This window comes from Streptomyces sp. NPDC020875, assembly GCF_040641415.1.
Classification (GTDB): Bacteria; Actinomycetota; Actinomycetes; order Streptomycetales; family Streptomycetaceae; genus Streptomyces.
This window is the reverse complement of sequence record NZ_JBFADP010000016.1, coordinates 44,664-63,610: the sequence shown is the minus strand read 5'-3', so window position 1 is coordinate 63,610 and position 18,947 is coordinate 44,664. Positions and strand designations below refer to the sequence as shown.

Sequence of the window (18,947 nt, the reverse complement as noted above, 5' to 3'; positions counted from 1 at the left end):
GAAGACGACGGCCGGGCTCGGGGGACGGGTGGGCTCCGGGGCGGGGGAACCGGGGTGGGTCAGGCGGCGGGGAGGCGGGGGCGGTCAGGCGCCGGGGTGGTAGTGGCCCGCGACGCGCCGGGAGGTGACCGCGACCCGGTTGTAGGCATTGATCACCACGATGACCCAGAGGAGCTGGGCGAGCTGCTCCGCGCCGAAGACCTTCACCGTGCGCTCGTACACGTCGTCCGGCACATGGCCGTCGTGGATCAGGGTGACGGCCTCGGTGAACTCCAGGGCGGCGCGCTCCCGTTCGGTGAAGAAGGGCGCCTCCCGCCAGGTGGCGAGGGCGTACAGGCGCTGCTCCGAGTCGCCCGCGCGGCGGGCGTCGACGGTGTGCATATCGACACAGAAGGCACAGCCGTTGAGCTGCGAGGCCCGGATGCGGACCAGTTCGACCAGCGCGCCTTCGAGACCGGATTCCCCGGCGGCCCCGGCGGCGGTCGAGGCCAGTCGGTGCATGGCCTGGTAGGTCCGCCCGGACAGGGCGTCGAGGTCGAGGTTACGGCTGCTCCCATGAGTCATGGCGGGGACAGTAGGAGCGGCCCGCAGGTGGCGGCCAGTGCCCGGTCCGGCAGTTGACCGGGGCGGCTCCGGGTGATGCTTGACCGCCAAGATGCCTCATGGAAAAGGTAATTCGGGACGGGGCGGGGCCGGGACGGTCCGGGCTCCTGAGCCCCCGCCCCCACGGCCTCGTACCCGCCGCACAACCCGTTCCGCCCCCACCCTCGCCCCGGCCGCCCGGCGAGCGGGCGTACCCGCCCGGGCTCCACGGCACCCCACGGCACTCCACGGCTCTCCGCGCGCACTCGTGACCGATCCCCCGGTGCCGGCTGGCACCCATCCGACGAAACGGCTGGACCTATGACTGAGCTGGCAGACGACACCCCGGCGGCGGGGAGTCCCGGTACGACTCCTACGACTCCCGAGGCTGCGGCGGCTCCGGCCGCTCCGGCGGGATCGCCGAACCCCGAGGCCCCTGAGCATCTGCGCGCCGTCCTGAACTGGCACTTCGACCCCGCGACCGGCTCCCCGTTCTGGCTGCGCGAGGCCGCCGGGCTCGGCTTCGACCCGCTCACCGATATCCGCGACTGGGCGGATCTGCGCCGCTTCCCGGACCTCAGCGACAAGTTGCGGACCGTCCCGGTGGAGGAGCTGATCCCGGCCGGGAGCGCGGCCGGCGGGTTCGAGGTCTTCGAATCGGGCGGCACCGTCGGAGCCCCCAAGCGCGTGGTGGACTCCACCGCGCGTACCGCCAACGTCGACTGGGTGAGCGAAGTCCTGGCCGAGCACGGCTTCCCGGGCCGGGGCCACTGGCTCCACGTCGGCCCCACCGGGCCGCATGTCGTCGGCCGGACCGTCCGGCACCTGGCCCGGCTGCGCGATTCCCTCTGCTTCACCCTGGACTTCGATCCCCGCTGGGTGAAGCGGCTGATCGCGTCCGGCCGCCCGGAACTCGCCGCCGAGTACCGCGAGTATCTGCTCGACCAGATCGAACTCGTCGTGGCGAGCCAGGACATCGCGGTCCTGTTCATCACCCCGCCGGTTCTGGAAGCGGTCTGCGCCCGCCCCGGCCTGTACGAGCGGCTGGAGCGGTCCCTGAAGGCGATCCTGTGGGCCGGTACCAGTATCAGCGCCGAATCGCTGCACCAGATCGAGGAGACCTTCTTCCCCCGGGCCAGGGTCGCCGCCATCTACGGCAATACGGTGATGGGCATCGCCCCGCAGCGCCCCCGGGAGAGCGGCGACGAACACCCCTGCGTCTTCCGGCCCTACTTCCCGCAGTCCGTGGTGGAGCTGGTGCACCCGGAGACCGGTCTGCCGGTGGCGTACGGGGAACGCGGCCAGGTCCTCGTCCACCAGCTCAGCCGGGACATGTTCCTGCCCAATGTGCCGGAACGGGACACCGCGATCCGGGTCCGGCCCGGCAAGGGCGACGACATCGACGGCCTCGCCGACATCCAGCCCCTGAGGACCGAGGGCGCGGCGACCGCGATCGAGGGGGTCTACTGATGTCCGGCTCCCTGCCCGCCGTCGATCCCGTCATCGGCGGCCGGGACGTCCCCAGCCGGGACCGGGCGGTCCTCACCGCCCTCGACGGCACCCCGCTCGCCACGGTCGGACTCGCGCCCCGGCTGCTCGCCCAGGCCGCCTTCAACCGGATGCGGGCGGCGGACCCGGCGCCCGCCCCGGTACCCGAACTGTTCGCCGCCGCCGGTGAACTCTTCGCCACGGCCGAACTGGCCGGGGAGTCGCCGGAGACGTACCGCCGCCGGGTCGTCCTCGCCACGGGCACCCCGTACGGCGCCATCGCCCGCGCGGTCGGCAACATCGGGAACAGCCTGGGGATGATCGACCGGATCAACCGGGCGGAGCTGCCCGCGCCGTTCGCCGTACCCGGCTGCCGCACGGTCTGGGTGCCGCGCGGCGCGCTGCTCGCCGCCGTCGTCCCCAACAACCACCCCGAGCCCAATGTCACCTGGGTACGGGCCCTCGCCATGGGCGCCCGGGTCCTGGTCCGCCCCGGCAGCAAGGACCCCTTCACCCCGCGCAGACTCGTCACCGCCCTGCTCGCCGCGGGCCTCGACCCGGACACCGTGGCATTTCTCCCCGGGGACCACGAGTCCGGTGAGAACCTGCTGGCCAGGGCCGATCTGGGGCTGGTGTACGGCGGCCCGGCGGCGGCGGCCCGGTTCGGCCACCGCAACGACGTCCTCGTCCGGGGCCCGGGACGCAGCAAGGTCCTGCTCGGCCCCGGGGACCAGGAGGACGAGGAACTCCTCGACGACCTCGCCGGCTGGATCTCCGACGACGGCGGGGTGCGGTGCAACAACATCTCCCTCGTTCTCACCAGCGGTTCCGTCCACGATCTCGCCGAGGCGCTCGCGGAGCGGCTCGCCGCCCTCCCGGTCCGTCCGGTGACGGACGAGCGCGCCGCCCTACCGGCGCTCGGCCCCGAACACGGCAAGGCCCTCGCGGACCACGCCGTCGGCCTGGCCGCCGCCCACGGCGCGCGCGACCACAGCAGCCACCGCTACGGCGGCGCCCCGCTCGCCGACCCCGGCGACGGGACCGTGGTGCTGCGCCCCCTGGTGATCTCCGTCGACCGTGCCGACGCCCCGCCCGCCGGGACCGAACTCGGCTTCCCCTTCGTCGTGGTGGCGCCCTGGCGGCCCGCCGACGGGGTCGCGCCGCTGCGGAATTCGCTGGTCGTCGGGCTGCCCGGCGAGCACGCGGAGCTGGCCGGGGCCGTACTGCGCGAGCCGACCGTACGGAAGGTGGTCACCGGGCGGGTCCGGCCGTGGTCCGGCGCGCCCGAGACACCGCACGACGGCAGCCTGGCCCAGTTCCTGCTGGAGCCGAAGGGCCTGATCACGGCCGAAACCGAGCCCGAGCCGGAGCCGGAGCCCGCGTACGAGCCCGAGTCCGGCACCGGGACCGAGCCCGAACCCGAGCCCGCAGCCTGACGGCCCGTACGCGGTCCCCGCCCGTGGCCCCGCCCTCCACCGACGGAAGTGAGTAAGCCGTGACCTTCGCCGATGTCCCACCGGCCGCCCCGGAACCGGCCGTCCTCCCCGTACCGCCCGCCGTCAACTGGCGCAATCTGCCCGCCGAGCAGCAGCCGAGCTGGCCCGACGCCCATGAGGTGGACCGGGTCCAGGACCAGTTGTCCCTGGCCCCCGCCCTCACCGCCCCGGCCGATGTCCGCCGGCTGGGCTCCGCCCTCGCCCATGTCGCCGCCCGCCGGTCCTTCCTGCTCCAGGCGGGCGACTGCGCCGAACCCCTGGGGGCCCGGGGCCTGGCCGCCGTCGCGGGCAAGCACCGGATCGTGGGCGAGATGGCCGAGATCATCAGCGACGGCGCCGCCCTGCCCACCGTCACCGTCGGCCGGATCGCGGGCCAGTACGCCAAGCCGCGCACCCGGCCCGAGGAGACCGTCGACGGGCGGCGGCTGCCGGTCTACCGGGGCGACATGGTCAACTCCCACGCCCCCGACGACACCGGCCGGATCCCCGACCCCCGGCGGATGCTCGCCGCCTACTCCAGCGCCCGGGCCGTCCTCGGCGAACTCCACCGGATCGCCCACGGCACCGCGTCCGGGCTGCTGCCCGAGTACCCGGCCGGGCCGGACGCCCCAGGGCTGCCCAACCGGGCCTGGGACGGCAGTCTGCGCTCCGTGCTCAAGGACTACGGCCGGACCGTCGAAACGGCCGGGCGCTGGCACCGGACCGGGCTCTGGACCAGCCACGAGATGCTGGTCCTGGACTACGAGCAGTGCCTGGTCCGCCGGGACGCGCACACCGGGGAGCAGTATCTGCTCTCCACCCATCTGCCCTGGATCGGGGAGCGGACCCGCCGGGCCGACGGCGCCCATGTCGCCTTTCTCGCCCGGGTCGCCAATCCGGTGGCCGTCAAGATCGGCCCCGGCGCCTGCCCCGAGGACGTCCTCGGGCTCTGCGCCCGGCTCGACCCGCACCGCAGGGCCGGACGGCTCACCCTGATCACCCGGTTCGGCGCCGGGCGGATCCGGGAAGCCCTCCCCGGCCTGGTCACGGCCGTCCGCGCGGCCGGGCACGACGTGGTCTGGGTCTGCGACCCGATGCACGGCAACACCGTCACCACCCCGGGCGGCGTCAAGACCCGCCGGATGAGCGCCGTACTCGACGAGACCGCCGGATTCTTCGAGGTCCTGTTCCGGGCCGGTGAGTGGCCGGGCGGCGTCCATCTGGAGATCGCGGGCGACCACGTGACGGAGTGCCTGGGCGACGGCGGCCCCGCGCACGAGGCGGGCCTCGGCCGCGCCTACCGGTCCCTGTGCGACCCCCGGCTCAACGACGACCAGGCACGGCTGGCCGCCAGGACCGTCGCCGAACTGCTCGCCGAGGGATGAACCGGCCCCGGGCCGGCCGACCGTCCGCGACTTCCCAGAAAGCCGAGCCATGAGAACTCTGCTGATCGACAACTACGACTCGTACACCTACAACCTCTTCCAGCTGATCGCCGAGGTCAACGACGCCGAACCCGTCGTCATGACCAATGACGCGCCCCAGGCCCGCGACCTCGACCTGTCCGCCTTCGACAATGTCGTGATCTCCCCGGGGCCCGGCCATCCGGCCCGGGAGCGCGACTTCGGGATCTCCGCCCGCGCCATCGCCGCCGCGGACGTCCCCCTGCTCGGGGTCTGCCTCGGCCACCAGGGCATCGGCCACGCGGAGGGCGCGGCCGTGGTGCCCGCCCCCGAACCCCGGCACGGCTATCTGAGCCGGATCGACCACGACGGGCAGGACGTCTTCGCCGGACTGCCGCAGGGCTTCACCGCCGTGCGCTACCACTCGCTGAGCGTCGCCGAACCCCTCCCCTCCGCCCTGGAGGCGACGGCCTGGTCCGAGGACGGCGTCGTCATGGGCCTGCGGCACCGCGTCCGGCCGCTGTGGGGCGTGCAGTTCCATCCGGAGTCCGTGTGCACCGAGTACGGCCGCCGGATGCTGGCCAACTTCCGCGACCTCACCCGGGCCAGGGGCCGGGGCCGGTCCACCCGTACCGCCGTCCCTTCGGCCACCGCCACCGCCACCGCGCCCGTCGCCCGGCCCGCCCGCGCCACCCCCGGACCGGCGGAACCGGCCGCCGGATACCGGATCCAGCTCCGGACCATCGAGACCGCCGTCGACACCGAGGCCGCCTTCACCCGGCTCTACGCGGACTCCCCGGCCCCCGCGTTCTGGCTGGACAGCGCCCATGTCGAACCGGGCCGCTCCCGGTTCTCCTATCTCGGCGACGCGTCCGGCCCGCTCGCCGAGACCGTCCGCTACCGGCTCGCGGACGGCGAGGTGGAGACCGTACGCGGCGACGGCACCCGGGAGCGGACACCGGGTACGGTCTTCGACTACCTCCAGGCCCAGCTCCGGCGCCGCCGGGTCGACGTCACCGACGTACCGTTCGACTTCACCGGCGGCTACGTCGGCTACTTCGGCTACGAACTCAAGGGCGACCTCGGCTCCGTCAACAAACATGTCGCGCCGACCCCGGACGCCGCCTGGATCTTCGCCGACCGGGTGATCGTCGTCGACCACCAGCAGGACAGCACCTATCTGCTCGCCCTCAGCGACTCCACCCCCGGCACCGAGACCGCCGCCACCCGCTGGCTCGACCGGACCGCCGCCGCCCTGCTCTCCCTTCGGCCGCCGGCGCCCGTCCCCGCCACCGGCGGCGGTACCGACCCGGAGCGGTGGCTCGCCCACGACCGGGCGGAGTACCGGGCCCGGATCGACGAGATCCAGCGCAACCTGCGGGCCGGCGAGACCTACGAGGTCTGCCTCACGACCTCGCTCCGGCTCCCCGCCGACGGCGACGGCTACACCTACTACCGGGCCCTGCGCCGGGCCAACCCCGCCCCGTACGCGGCCTATCTGCGGCTCCCCGGGGTCGAGATAGCCAGCTCCTCGCCGGAACGATTCCTCAGTATCGACCGCTCCGGCACCGTGGAGACCAAGCCCATCAAGGGAACGGTGCCCCGGAGCGCCGACCCCGACCAGGACGAACGGCTCCGCGCCTCCCTCGCGGCCAGCGCCAAGACCCGGGCCGAGAACCTGATGATCGTGGACCTGCTCCGCAACGACCTCGGCCGGGTCTGCGAGGTCGGCAGCGTGCACGTACCCCGGCTGATGGCCACCGAGAGCTATGCCACCGTGCACCAGCTGGTCTCCACCGTCCGGGGGCGGCTGAAGCCGGACGCCGACGCCGTCGACGTGGTCCGCGCCTGCTTCCCCGGCGGCTCGATGACCGGCGCGCCCAAGCTCCGCACGATGGAACTCATCGACGAACTGGAGCCGGAGGCGCGCGGCGTCTACTCCGGTTCGATCGGACTGCTCTCCGCCAACGGCACCGCCGATCTGAACATCGTGATCCGTACCGCCGTCAGGGTCGACGACCAGTGGCGGATCGGGGCCGGGGGCGCGATCGTGCTCGACTCCGACGCCGACGACGAGTTCGACGAGATGGTCCTCAAGGCCGCCGCCCCGCTGCGCGCCTACCGCACGGCCGACCCGGTGCCCGCCCGGCGGTGAGCGGACCGGAACGCGGGGCCGGGGGCCGTGCTTCCCACGGCCCCGGTTCCTCCGGCCCCGGATGCCAAGGGCCCGGTCCCTCCCACGGCCCCGCTCCCTCCCGTACCGACCGACGACAGGAGTCACACAGGTGAACACGGCCGCAGCCCTTGAGCTGACCGCCGCGGAGCACGGGTGGACGACACGTACCGCTTTCCACGAAGGCGACAGCGCCATCACCCACGGGGAGGTGCACGAACTCGCCGCCAAAGCCGCCCGGGTACTCGCCGAGCACGGCGTGGAGCCCGGCCGCCGGGTCCTGATCGCCCTCCCCGACGGCATCGCCTGGGTCGTCGCCTTCCTGGCCACCGCCCGGCTCGGCGCCGTGGCGGTCCTCGTCAACCCCCGGCTCACCGCCGACCGCCACCGCTACATCGCCGAGGACAGCGCCGTCTCCCTCGTCGTCGCCGACGCCGAGTTCGCCGCTCTGCTGCCGGACCATCCCCGGATCGGCGGCGCCGAACTCCTCCGGAGCGCCGCGACCCGGCTCCCCGCCCCGTCCGCCCCGGTCGACGGCGACCACCCCCTCTATCTCCAGTACACCTCGGGCACCACCGGCCTGCCCAAGGGAGTCGTCCACCGCCACGCCGACCTGGCGCGCTACCACACGGGCGCCGGGGCGCAGATCCTGGAGATCGGCCCGGACGACGTCATCCACTCGGTCTCGAAGCTGTTCTTCGCCTACGGCCTCGGCAACTCCCTGGCGTTCCCCCTGTGGTCCGGCGCCCGCGCGGTACTGGAGCCGGGACCGCCGAAGCCCGCCCGGATCGCGGCCATCGCCGCCGGACACCGGGTCAGCTATCTCTTCGCCGTCCCCTCCGCCTACGCCAATCTCGTCGCCGAGACCGACCCGGCCGCCTTCGCCACCGTCCGCGCCGCCGTCTCCGCAGGTGAGCGGCTGACCGGCGAACTCCGCGAACGCGCGACCGCCTTCCTCGGCGCCCCCGTCTACGACCAGCTCGGCTCCACCGAAGCCGGGCACGCCATCACCACCAACGGCCCCGGGCACCACGTCCCGGGCACCATCGGCCGCCCGGTCCCCGGCTTCGCCGTCGAGCTACGCGACCGGGACGGCCGGCCCGTCCCCGACGGCACCCCCGGCGAACTGTGGATCAAAGGCCCCACGGTCACCACCGGCTACCACAACCTGCCCCGGGAGACCGCCCGGAACCTGGTCGACGGCTGGCTCAACACCCACGACCGGGTCGTCCGGACCGCCGACGGCGACCTCGTCCACGAGGGACGCACCGACGACCTCGAAATGGTCGGCGGCGTCACCTTCTCACCGGTGGAGGTCGAACAAGTACTGGCCCGGCACCCGGCGGTCCACGACGTCGCCGTCGCCTGTCTGCCCGACGAACGGGGCGCGTCGAAGCTCCGCGCCTTCGTCGTCCCGGCGCGTACCGGACCCGTACCCGCGAACCTCGAACCGGAGCTGGTCGCCCTCGCCCGCGCCCATCTGGAGCCGTACAAGGTCCCGCGCGGTGTCGCGGTCGTCGACTCCCTGCCGCGTACCGCCACCGGAAAGCTCCAGCGCTTCGCCGTCCGGCAGGGCACCTGGTGAACCGGCCCGCCCGCCACCGCCGCCCGCCGGATCCCGGCCCGCCCCGCCCCTCCTCCGCCGTTCCCCGCAGAGAAAGCAGCCGCGCCATGTTCACCTTCCCCCGGCTCGCCAAGCGCGCCAACCCCTCGCCGGAACGGGCCTTCTACCTGGGCCTGCTGTGGGAGAGGGCCGCCGCGAAGCACCCCGGCACCCCGGTCACCCTCGACCAGCCGCTGGCCACCCTCCCGGCCCTCGGCACCGACTTCGACTACGCCTCACTCGCCGATGTGGTGGCCGACCTCGCCGCCCGCCTCTGGGAGCTGGGCGTCCGGCCGAGCGAGCGGATCGCCGTCCACAAGACCGACAACTTCGACATCGCCCTGCTGGCCTGCGCGGCGGCCCGGATCGGCGCGGTCCCGGTGATGATCTCCTCCGCGCTCTCCGGGGAGATCGTGGGCCAGTTGCTGACCCGGCTGGACGGACCGTGGCTGATCACCGATGTCGCCAAGCTGACCGGCCCGCTGGACGGACTCCCCGTCCGGGACCTGACCCGGGGCACACTGCTCGCGGGCACCGAGGGCCACGGTGAACTGCCGCTGATCGCCGAGGTCGAAGGGGCGCCCCGACGGCCCGCCGTACGGATGCACTCCTCCGAGCCCGCCCTCATCACCCACACCTCGGGCACCACCGGTGTCTCCAAGCTGATGGTCCACAACGCCCGGGCACTCTTCCACCGGCTGCTGCCCCAGCAGATCATCGCCTGGCCGATCCGCGGGTCGGAGACCGTGGCGCTCTGCATGTCGTTCGTGCACTCCCGCTTCTTCCACTCCCTCGGCGTCTTCCTGAACTACGGCAACCCGCTGGTCGTCCTCAGCGACCCCGACCCCGACAAGATCGCGCCGATCTTCGTCCGGCACCGCCCGGGACTGGTCGAGACCCATCCGAACAACTTCATCCAGTGGGAGGACCTGGTCGACGCGCCCGGCGCGCCGCTCTCCAGCGTCCGCTACTACAGCAGCACCTTCGACGCCATCCACCCCCGCACCATCCAGCGGCTGCTCGCCGCGTCCCGGCGCCCCCGCCCGCTGCTGATCCAGCTCTACGGGCAGAGCGAGACCGGCCCCATCTCCGGCGCCTGGTACACGGAGAAGAGCGCCGGGCGGAACGACGGGCGCGACGTCGGCTACGTCCTGCCGGGCTTCATCAGGCTCCGGGTCGTCGACGACAACGGCCGGGTCCTGCCGCGGAACCAGCCGGGCCATCTCGAACTGCGCGGCCGGGGAACCATCATGACCTACCTGGGCGAGCACGAACGCTACCGGCGGAACATCACCGACGGCTGGTGGCGGCTGGGCGACATGGGCTACCTGGGGAGGTTCGGCAAGCTGCATCTGATCGACCGCGAGGTCGACCGGATCGACCACATCGACAGCAATCTCGAACTGGAGGACACCCTGATGTCCCGGCTGGAGGAGCTGCTGGAGGCGATCATCGTGATCGGCCCCGGCGGCGAGCCCGTACCGGTGATCTGCACCCGCCGCGACGAGCCCCTCGACCCCGGACGGTGGGCCCGCGCCACCGCCGATCTGCCGCCCCTGGCCGCCCCGCTGCACTGGCCGTTCAACGACGTGCCGCGGACCTCGACCTGGAAGGTCCGCCGGGTCGAGATCACCCGGATGCTCCGCGAACAGACGGCACCGGCGCCCGCGCCCGGTGCGGCCGACCGGCCCGGGGCGTGACCTGTGGACCCCGCCGACCGTCCCAGCCCCGCCGAAACCGCCCCGGGAGACGTACCCCATGCCCGATGAGCACCCCAGCCCGCCGTCCCGGCGGATACCGGTCCTGGTCGTCGGAGCCGGACCGGTCGGACTCACCGCCGCACTCGCCCTCCGCGCCCGCGGCCTGCCCGTCGTCCTGCTGGAGGCCGATCCGAGCGACCGCGTACGGCCCGGCAGCCGCGCCCTGTTCGTCCACCGCGAGTCACTGAACCTGCTCGGCCGGATGCGCCCCGGTCTCGACCGGACCCTGGTGGACAACGGCGTCATCTGGCCCACCCGGCGCACCGTCTACCGCGACAAGGAGGTCTTCGCCCGCAGCTACCCGCCGCGCCCGGAACGGCCCGGGCGGACCGAACGGCCCGAACAGGCCGGGGCCAACCCGCCGTTCACCAGCCTGCGGCAGGTCGAGACCGAGCGCCATCTGCTGGCCGCCTGCCTCGACGCGGGCGTCGACATCCGCTGGGGAGCGGCGGTGACCGAGGTGGAGACCTCCCCCGACGGGGTCCTGGTCCGTACCGGCGACGGCACCGTCCACGAGGCCCAGTACGTGATCGGGGCGGACGGCGCCCGCTCCCGGGTCCGCCGCTCCCTGGGTATCGCCATGCGGGGGGAGCGCTCGGAAGCCTTCCATGTGGTGGTCGACGTCGAGGAGGACCCGGCCGATCCGCTGCCGCTGGAGCGGGTGTTCGTCTACGAGCATCCGGCGCTCGGCGGCCGGAGCGTGATGCGGGTGCCGTTCGCGGGCGGCTTCCAGCTCGACCTCCAGTGCAAGGACGACGACACCCCCGAGGAGTGGGCCGACGAGCGGCGGGCCGCCCGCTGGACGGCCGCGGTCGTCGGCGAGAAGTACGCCGACCGGTTGCTGTGGGTCTCCCGCTACCACTTCCTGCATGTGGTCGCCGAGACCTTCACCGACGCCCGGAGCCGGGTCCTCCTGGTCGGCGAGGCGTCCCATCTCTTCCCGCCCTTCGGCGCCCGCGGCATGAACAGCGGGATCGCCGACTCCGCCGCCGCCGCGGACGCCGTCGCCGACGCCCTGGCCCGGCCGGGGGAACGGCTGCGGGCCATCGGCGACTTCGGTACGAAGCGCAAGGAGGCGGCCGAGTTCAACAACGAGGCCGCCCGGACGGCCCTGGCCCATCTGCGCCCGCGGACCCGGCTGGCCCGGCTGCGGCAGGCGGCGGGCGCGGCGCTCTCCCCGCTCGTGCCGTCCTGCGGCGAGTGGCTGGAGCGGGCCCCGTACGGTCCGCGCCACGGCGTGGCGGGTACCACCAAGGGACGATATTGAGATGGGACACACCCCGCACACCCCACCCGCCCCGCAGACCCCGCACGCCCCGCCCGCCGGGCGGCGGCTCGGCTGGACGCCCGGCCGGGGTTTCGCCCCGGCGGACACCGCCCCGCCGGGCGGGCTCGCCGCGGCCGACTCCTGGCTGGTGGCGGAGGGCCGGGTCCGGGGCATCGGCCACCACCGGGACAGATTCCTCGGCGCCTGCCGCCAGGAGGGTCTGGCGGACGAGGACCTGGAGCGCTTCTGGCGGGACCTGGTCGCCGAACTCCCGCGTACCGGCTCCTGGTTCCCCCGCGCGGAGCTGGCCCCGGACGGCGGCCTCGCCCTGTTGCTGCGTACGGCACCGGAGCTGGGTACGGGCATCCGCGTACTGCCGTGGCCCCACCCCGATCCCCGCCTGTCGCCCCGCCGCAAGGGGCCCGACCTGGAACTGCTGGCCGAGGTGCGGGCCCGGGCCGTGGCCGCCGGAGCGGACGACGCCCTGTTCACCACCGCCGACGGCCGGGTCACCGAGTCCACCACGGCGGGCCTGCTCTGGTGGGACGGGCCCGAACTGGTCCGGCCGGACGCCACCGACCACGTACTGCCCAGCGTCACCAGCGCCCTGATCGAGCGGGCGGCCCACCGGCTCGGGATCACCGTACGACCCGGCCGGGCCACCCCAGCCGAGCTGTACGACCGCGAGGTCTGGCTGGTCAACGCCCTGCACGGGATCCGGCCCGTGACCTACTGGGCCGGTGCCGGCCGGCCCGCCGCCCCCGCCCCCCGGGCCGGGCACTGGCGGCGCGTACTCGGGGAGACGGCGGAGCCGCTGCCCGCGCCGCCGCCCCGCGACGACCGATGTACCGACACCCCCGAACCGACTCGAAAGGGCATCCCCACATGATCGACCGCAGGACCTTACTCGCCGCCGGTACCGGCCTCAGCGCCACCGCCGGAGCGCTCGCCACCGGCGGCCCCGCCGGAGCCCTGCCCCGGCGGCGGCACACCCGCACCCGGTGGAGCCTGCTGCGCGACATGCTCACCGGCGACGTGGTCCTGCCGGGCGACGCCGACTACGACCGGGCCCGGCAACTGGCCAGCGCCCAGTTCGACAGCGTCACACCACAGGCGGTGGTCTACGCCGAGAACGAGTGGGACGTCCGGACGGCCCTGCTCTTCGCCCGGCACCACGGAATACATACCGCGATCCGCAGCGGCGGCCACAACGGCGCGGGCTGGTCGACCACCGAGGGCCTGGTGATCAATCTGACCCGGATCGACCATGTCAGGGCCGAGGCCGGACCGGGCCCGGTCGCGCTCGGCTCGGGCGTCCAGGCCGTGGACGTGGTGTCCCGGCTCACCCCGCACGGCATCACCGTCCCCGGCGGGTTCTGCGCGACGGTCAGCCCGGGCGGGTTCGTCACCGGCGGCGGGACGGGCTGGCAGTACCGGAAGTACGGTCCGGCCTCCGACCGGCTGGTATCGGCCCGGGTGGTACTCGCCGACGGCCGGATCGTCACCGCCTCCGAGCACCAGCACGCCGATCTGCTGTGGGCGCTGCGCGGCGGTGGCGGCGGGAACTTCGGTGTGGTGACCGAGTTCCGGCTGGCGCCCACCACGATCCCTAGGGTCGGCCACTATGTGCTGACCTGGGGCTGGGACCAGGCGCAGCGGGCCGTGCCCGGTTTCCTGAACTGGTCGGCCCAGGCGTCCGCCGATCTGGCCTGCGGTGCGGTCGTCTCCCTGCGGGACGCCCGGCCCGGCAACCAGCCGGTGATCATCGTCTCCGGTGTCCACTTCGGGACGGCGGCGGAGCTGGAGACCGAACTGGCCGCCCTGGTCTCACTGGTCGGCGCCCCGCCCGCGACCCGGGCCGTCTCGGAGGTCCCGTACGACCGGGCGATGATGCGGGTCTTCGGCTGCGAGGACCGGACGGTCGACGCGTGTCATACGACGGGCAGCAGCCCGGAGGCCACCCTGCCCCGGCAGAGCTGGGCGAAGAACCGGGGCCGCATGTTCGAGCGGATCCTGCCCCAGAGCGGCGTGGACGGGTTTCTGACCGCCTTCGACGCGGACCGGCGGGCCGGTCAGGGGCGGGTCGTCAGCCTCCTCGGCCTGGGCAAGAACGCCAATCTGCCGTCGGTCGGCTCGACCGCGTGGCCGCACCGGAACACGCTGTACAGCGGGACGATCACGGTCAGCCTCGGCTCGCCGACGCCCGCCGCCGAGGACGCGGCGGCCGCCCAGAGCTGGCTGAACGGCGTCTTCGGCGCGATCGACCCGTACTCCAACGGGCATTCGTACGTGAACTTCCCCGACCCGGTCCTGCCCGACTGGGCGCGGGCCTACTACGGCGCCAATCTGCCGAGGCTGAGCTCGATCAAGCGGCAGTACGACCCGGACGGCTTCTTCACCTTCCCGCAGTCGATACCCGTCCAGTGACCTGACCTGACCTGACCTGGCCTGCCCCGGTCCGGGCGGGACCGGCTCCCGGTCCGGGCGCGGCACGGTCCGGGCGGGCGGTGGTACGGGGTGCGATCACGGGCGCACCCCGGAGCCACCGGCCCGCCGACGGGCCGCGCCGCCGCCCGCTATCCCAGTCCGGCCAGCCACTGGTCGAACGTGGTGGGCGCGATCCGGGCGCCCTCGGCGGGCAGCAGCACGTCACCGGCCATCGCGGGGCCGAACAGCCCGGACCAGGTCGGTACGAGCCGTACCTCGCGGCCCCGGGCCAGGTGGGTACGGCGGGCCATGTCCACCAGGTCCTGGGGCTCGGGTCCGGCGACGTCGACGTAGTGCCCCTTGGGGTCGCCGACGGCGATCTCGGCCAGGACGTCCGCCACGTCGGCGGGCGCGATCGGCTGGACGAGCAGCGGGGCGACGGTGGCCACCCCGTCCTGCTCCGTCCAGCTCGTCACCATCTCGGCGAAGTCGTGGAACTGGGTGGCGGGCACGATCGTCCAGGGCACCTGCCCCTCGGCGACCAGCCGCTCCTGCTCCCGCTTGCCCGCGTAGTGCGCGTTGCCCTCGACCCGGGAGACCCCCGCGATCGACAGCAGCACATGGTGGCGGACGCCCGCCCGCTGTCCGGCGTCGAGCAGCTTCCGGGTGGTGGTGCCGAAGTACCGCACCGTCTCCTCCGGGTCGGAGGCCGTGCAGTTGGTCGCGTCGATGACGGCGTCGACTCCGGCCAGGGCCTCGTCCAGGCCCTCGCCCGTCAGCAGATCCACCTTCAGCGAGCGGCTGATCCGTACGACCTGATGTCCGTCGCGCTCCAGGGCGGCCACGGTCAGGGCACCGATGTTCCCGGTCGCACCGGCAACGGCGATCCGCATGCTGATCTCCTTCTCTCGACGACGGCGCGACGCTATCACGGACATGAGAGGTCCATATTGTCTGCGATAGGATTTGCTTGTGAAGCTGCCCGGAAGTACCGAATGGATGCTGCACTGCGCGACGACGCTGGCGCAGCTCGACGCGGGGGACACGGCCTCGGCCGCGCAACTCGCGCGGTACTACGACCTGCCCGCCCCCTATCTCGCCAAGCAGCTCAAGATGCTGGTCCGGGCGGAGGTGCTGACGGCGACCACCGGCCCGCGCGGCGGATTCCGGCTGGCCCGGGACGCGGCCGAGATCACCCTGCTCCACATCGTCGAGGCCGTCGACGGCACGTCCGCGCCCTACGAGTGCCGGGAGATCCGGCAGCGGGGGCTGGGCGCCCTGCCGCCCGAGGACTGCCGGCGGACCTGTGTGCTCGCCGAGAAGATGGCGGACGCGCACCGGGCCTGGCGGGACAGTCTTTCCGGCGTCACGCTGGCCGATATCGTCGCCGGACTTCCCGCCACCGCGCCGCCCCGCACCCGGCGGCGGATCACCGGCGCGGCATGACTCCGTAACGCCCCGGCGGGGCGCGGCGGCCGGACACCGGGCGGGCGGGCGGAACCGCCACGTCACCCCGCCTGCCGGGGCGAACCCGCCGGAACCGCCGGGCGGGCGCTCCCACCGGACGGACGGCCCCCGAGGCAGTCCGCTTATGCCGCGACACCATGGCGACCCCGGATTCGAGCGGGGCATTCCGGCCTTTCTTTTTTTCGGCAAAATCTATACGTCTGGCTTGAAATGTGCAGTCATCACGAGGGGGATATGGTTCCCTCTGATGTGTCGAAGGCGGGGGCTCGTACGACCTGCCCGAGGGACAGGGTTTATGCCCGGCGGTAGCGGCGCATGCCGTTTCGTCCTGGCGTGAACGGGGGAGCATCGTGCGTCACGCCCGCGATCGCTGAAAAGGGCACGCCGGGATCCGGCTAACGCATGATGCCTGACGCTGGTACCGAGAGGCGATACGTGCAATGGCCGTTGCGATCGAGGTCTGGTTCGATTTCGGGTGCCCTTTCAGTTATCTGCTCCGGCGCGCGCTGCCGGATGAGCTGGCGGGCACCGGTGCCCGGGTCTCCTGGCACGCGTGCACGATCGACCGCGGGGTTCTGAGCGATCCGGTCTGGGCGGCCCGGGTGTGGCGGCACAGCGTGCGGCCGCTGGCCGGGCGGCTGGAGGTGGCAGTGGACCGAAAACCCCCGTGCGCGGTCGCCACCCGGGCCGCCGCGCTGGGCCACCGGTACGCCGTCGACCACGGTCGCGGCGACGAGTACACCGAGCGGGTCTTCACCGCGTTCTTCACCCGGTCCCAGGACATCGGCGATCCGGGGGTGCTGGCCCGGGCCGCCGCGGAAGCGGGGCTCGACCGGGACGACTTCACCGCGGCGGTCGGCTCACGGCTCCACGCCCACCGGCGGCCCGGAGCACCGGCACCGGCACCGGCGCGACGGCCGCCCGTCCGGCTGACGCCCACCATCGACATCGGCGGCTACCGGCTGGAGGGCTTCCCGACGGAGGGGCAGCTCGTCCGCCTGGTCGCGGCAGCCGAACGGGACCGCTCCGCCGCTGCGGGAACCCGGCTACCGGGCGGTTCGGTCCCCCAGGTGCGCCAGGGCGGTGTCGAGAAGTTCGTCGAGCTGGTCGGCGACTCCGGACGGCAGGCGTTCTAGCAGCACGGCGTGGTCCCGCGCCGCCGACTCCAGTACGGCCCCGGCGAGCGCCCGGCCCTCCCGGGTGAGCCGTACCCAGGAGCTGCGGCCGTCCTCCGGGTGCGCCTCCCGGTTGACGTATCCGGCCTGGGCCAGCCGCAGCACGACATTGCTGGTACCGCCCGAGGACAGCCCGCAGGCGGTCGCGATACAGGTCGGCCGCAGCTGCTGCCGGGGAGCCGCGTTCAGGGCCGTCAGCACATCCGCGTCGGCCTTGGTCAGACCGGCTTCGGAAGCGGCGGCACGGGCCCCGGTATTCACCAGCCGGGCCAGCAGGGCGGCCTTCGCGGCCAGCCCCTCCAATGACACCGGAGACCTGCCCGATGCGGGTTTCTTCACGTCTCTCCTCTTTCGCGGCATTTTCCCGCACAGTCGCGCGCTTTCCGCGCCGTGGGGGGTCGAACCCGCGCTCCCCGTATCCTACTCGGGATTGTTTTCTTCATAAATTATCGGCAAGTGGAGAGTATGGGAGGATCGGCCGGGGCTATGATTCATGTTTTTCACAGCCGTTCACAGCGGCGCTGAACACCGGCGGCGGGCATTGCACCGGAGTCGGTTACCCCGGGGGCCCTCGGCGGCCAAAGTCTAGGCGACTCGTCCTGAACCGGACAGACATCGCGCTCTCCCCTGGCGGGATCCGTCGCATCACCGCGGACGACCCGATCCGATCCGGCCCGACCGGTCGGCGCCGGTCCGCTCCGGTCCGACCGGTCCGAGCCGGTCAGCTCCGAACCGGGCCCCCGGCCCGCCCCGAGCCGGCTCACTCCGCCGACTTGGCGAGCGTCGCCGCCAGGACCCGGGACGCCGCGCGGTACGCCCGTGGTCCCGTGCCCGTGAGCCGCGTGAAGTGGTGGCGCAGGTTCGCGCCGGAGCCGAAGCCGGTCCGGCGGGCGATGCCCTCGATCGGTACGGCGGTGTTCTCCAGCAGGAGCTGGGCCTCGTGGAGCCGGGCCCGTAACAAGTACTGGAGCGGGGAGTGCCCGGTCTGGGCCCGGAAGCGGCGGTTGAGGGTACTGACGCTGATCCGCGCGTGGTCGGCGATCTCGGTGAGGGTCACCGGCCGGTGGAACTGGGTCGCCAGCCACTCCAGGGTCGGCCCGAGCGTCGTCGGCTCGGCGCGCGCCCGCTCCAGTCCGGCCGCGTCCGCCACCGTCTGGTCGTGCAGCGGCATCACGATCCGCCGCGCGACGGACGCCGCTATCAGCACCCCGTGGTCCCGTTCGACCAGGTCGACGGCGAGGTCGACCCCGCCGAAGATCCCGGCCGAGGTGTGGAAAGGGCCGTCGACGGTGGCCGGGTCGCCGGACGGGACCGCGGTCACCCGGGGGTGGAGCCGGGCGAGTTCCCGGGTATGCGGCCAGGACGTGGTGGCCCGGCGCCCGTCGAGCAGGCCGAGGGCGGCGAGGGTGAAGGTGCCCGTACCGACCGCCGCCATCCGGCAGCCCCGCTCGGCGCAGTCGCGCAGCGCCGCCGCCGCCGCGGGCGGCGGGGGTTCCCGGTAGCGCTCGTGCCCGGCGAGGAAGACGGTGTCGGCGGGGCCGAGGCCGTCGAGCGCGTCGAGCCGCCAGGGGGTGGAGAGGCCGAGCGGTGGATCCCCGGTGATGACCGTCCCGGTGGCGGAGGCGACCCGTACGTCGTACGCGGCGGTCCGGACGGTGCGCGCGGCCGTGGTGAACACCATGGGGGCGATGCCCAGGTGATGGCCGGGGACTCCGTCCGCGAAGAGGAACGCGATCACTGCCATGGCATCGAACGTACCCAGTGGCGCGTCAGGAGGCCGTATCCCTGACAGTGGGCCGTAAGGACCGGGTACGGCGGGGGTACGGATCAGGCCGCCGGGCGGGCGTTCGGACGTGGGCGCGGCCCGCCGCCGGCCCGGAAAGACGCCGCCGCGTAAAGACGGCGACTCGAAGACCCGCCGAACTGAGCGAATTCCTGCGGTGGTCGGCATCGCCGCCTCCTCTCCGGCGGTACGACGGCCCTGCGGGGCGGAGGCCAGGGGCGAGGCCGGGCCGGGAGCAATTCATGGCGTACCACCGCAAAACACCCCTCCTGCCACCGAAAGGATGGCGCCTCAAGCGGAAGTACTAGATCCGCGGGGGCTACCGATCCCGGTCGCGCCCGCGT

General features: G+C 73.4%; 15 protein-coding genes. 11 read left to right on the top strand and 4 right to left on the bottom strand.

Annotated elements, in window-relative coordinates; genetic code table 11:
• Nucleotides 1-84 precede the first annotated feature (84 nt).
• Complete coding sequence (locus tag AB0G74_RS11655) at nt 85-564, bottom strand: carboxymuconolactone decarboxylase family protein (RefSeq protein ID WP_361143669.1); 480 nt, start codon at nt 562-564, stop codon at nt 85-87.
• A gap of 339 nt (nt 565-903) precedes the next feature.
• Between AB0G74_RS11655 and AB0G74_RS11650 the strand changes: the two genes are divergently transcribed.
• The 9 genes from AB0G74_RS11650 (at nt 904) to AB0G74_RS11610 (ending at nt 14,178) form a co-directional block, all read left to right on the top strand.
• Nucleotides 904-2,052 (top strand): phenazine biosynthesis protein, encoded by a 1,149-nt coding sequence (locus AB0G74_RS11650; RefSeq protein WP_361143667.1) that lies wholly within the window; start codon nt 904-906, stop codon nt 2,050-2,052.
• Nucleotides 2,052-3,506: an aldehyde dehydrogenase family protein gene (locus AB0G74_RS11645; RefSeq protein WP_361143664.1), complete on the top strand. Its 1,455-nt coding sequence runs from the start codon at nt 2,052-2,054 to the stop codon at nt 3,504-3,506. Before AB0G74_RS11650 ends, AB0G74_RS11645 begins: the two co-directional genes overlap by 1 nt.
• A gap of 59 nt (nt 3,507-3,565) precedes the next feature.
• Nucleotides 3,566-4,930: a 3-deoxy-7-phosphoheptulonate synthase gene (locus tag AB0G74_RS11640; protein WP_361143661.1), complete on the top strand. Its 1,365-nt coding sequence runs from the start codon at nt 3,566-3,568 to the stop codon at nt 4,928-4,930.
• Between the two features lie 49 nt (nt 4,931-4,979).
• Entirely contained in the window at nt 4,980-7,103 is a 2,124-nt protein-coding gene (pabB, locus tag AB0G74_RS11635) for an aminodeoxychorismate synthase component I (protein ID WP_361143658.1), read from the top strand.
• Nucleotides 7,104-7,233: 130 nt separating this feature from the next.
• Nucleotides 7,234-8,706: an AMP-binding protein gene (locus AB0G74_RS11630; RefSeq protein ID WP_361143655.1), complete on the top strand. Its 1,473-nt coding sequence runs from the start codon at nt 7,234-7,236 to the stop codon at nt 8,704-8,706.
• Nucleotides 8,707-8,792: 86 nt separating this feature from the next.
• Nucleotides 8,793-10,424 carry an AMP-binding protein gene (locus tag AB0G74_RS11625; protein WP_361143652.1) on the top strand — a complete coding sequence of 544 codons (1,632 nt, stop codon included), beginning with the start codon at nt 8,793-8,795 and terminating at the stop codon, nt 10,422-10,424.
• A 58-nt stretch (nt 10,425-10,482) separates the two neighbouring features.
• Nucleotides 10,483-11,751, top strand: coding sequence for an FAD-dependent monooxygenase (locus AB0G74_RS11620; RefSeq protein WP_361143649.1), 1,269 nt, complete (start codon nt 10,483-10,485; stop codon nt 11,749-11,751).
• A gap of 1 nt (nt 11,752) precedes the next feature.
• Nucleotides 11,753-12,640 carry an aminotransferase class IV gene (locus AB0G74_RS11615; RefSeq protein ID WP_361143646.1) on the top strand — a complete coding sequence of 296 codons (888 nt, stop codon included), beginning with the start codon at nt 11,753-11,755 and terminating at the stop codon, nt 12,638-12,640.
• Nucleotides 12,637-14,178 carry an FAD-dependent oxidoreductase gene (locus AB0G74_RS11610; protein ID WP_361143643.1) on the top strand — a complete coding sequence of 514 codons (1,542 nt, stop codon included), beginning with the start codon at nt 12,637-12,639 and terminating at the stop codon, nt 14,176-14,178. The genes AB0G74_RS11615 and AB0G74_RS11610 overlap by 4 nt, the downstream gene beginning before the upstream one ends.
• Nucleotides 14,179-14,327: 149 nt before the next feature.
• On the opposite strand, the gene AB0G74_RS11605 is transcribed toward AB0G74_RS11610, so the two are convergent.
• Entirely contained in the window at nt 14,328-15,071 is a 744-nt protein-coding gene (locus AB0G74_RS11605; RefSeq protein WP_361143641.1) for an NAD(P)H-binding protein, read from the bottom strand.
• 79 nt (nt 15,072-15,150) lie between these two features.
• Between AB0G74_RS11605 and AB0G74_RS11600 the strand changes: the two genes are divergently transcribed.
• Both AB0G74_RS11600 and AB0G74_RS11595 read left to right on the top strand, forming a co-directional pair.
• Complete coding sequence (locus AB0G74_RS11600) at nt 15,151-15,624, top strand: Rrf2 family transcriptional regulator (RefSeq protein WP_361143638.1); 474 nt, start codon at nt 15,151-15,153, stop codon at nt 15,622-15,624.
• Nucleotides 15,625-16,085: 461 nt separating this feature from the next.
• Complete coding sequence (locus tag AB0G74_RS11595; protein ID WP_361143635.1) at nt 16,086-16,781, top strand: DsbA family protein; 696 nt, start codon at nt 16,086-16,088, stop codon at nt 16,779-16,781.
• Here AB0G74_RS11595 and AB0G74_RS11590 read toward each other — a convergent pair.
• Nucleotides 16,692-17,159, bottom strand: a complete 468-nt coding sequence (locus tag AB0G74_RS11590; RefSeq protein ID WP_361143632.1) for a MarR family transcriptional regulator — start codon at nt 17,157-17,159, stop codon at nt 16,692-16,694. The genes AB0G74_RS11595 and AB0G74_RS11590 overlap by 90 nt on opposite strands.
• A 421-nt stretch (nt 17,160-17,580) precedes the next feature.
• Complete coding sequence (locus tag AB0G74_RS11585; RefSeq protein ID WP_361143630.1) at nt 17,581-18,564, bottom strand: helix-turn-helix domain-containing protein; 984 nt, start codon at nt 18,562-18,564, stop codon at nt 17,581-17,583.
• Between the last annotated feature and the right edge of the window lie 383 nt (nt 18,565-18,947).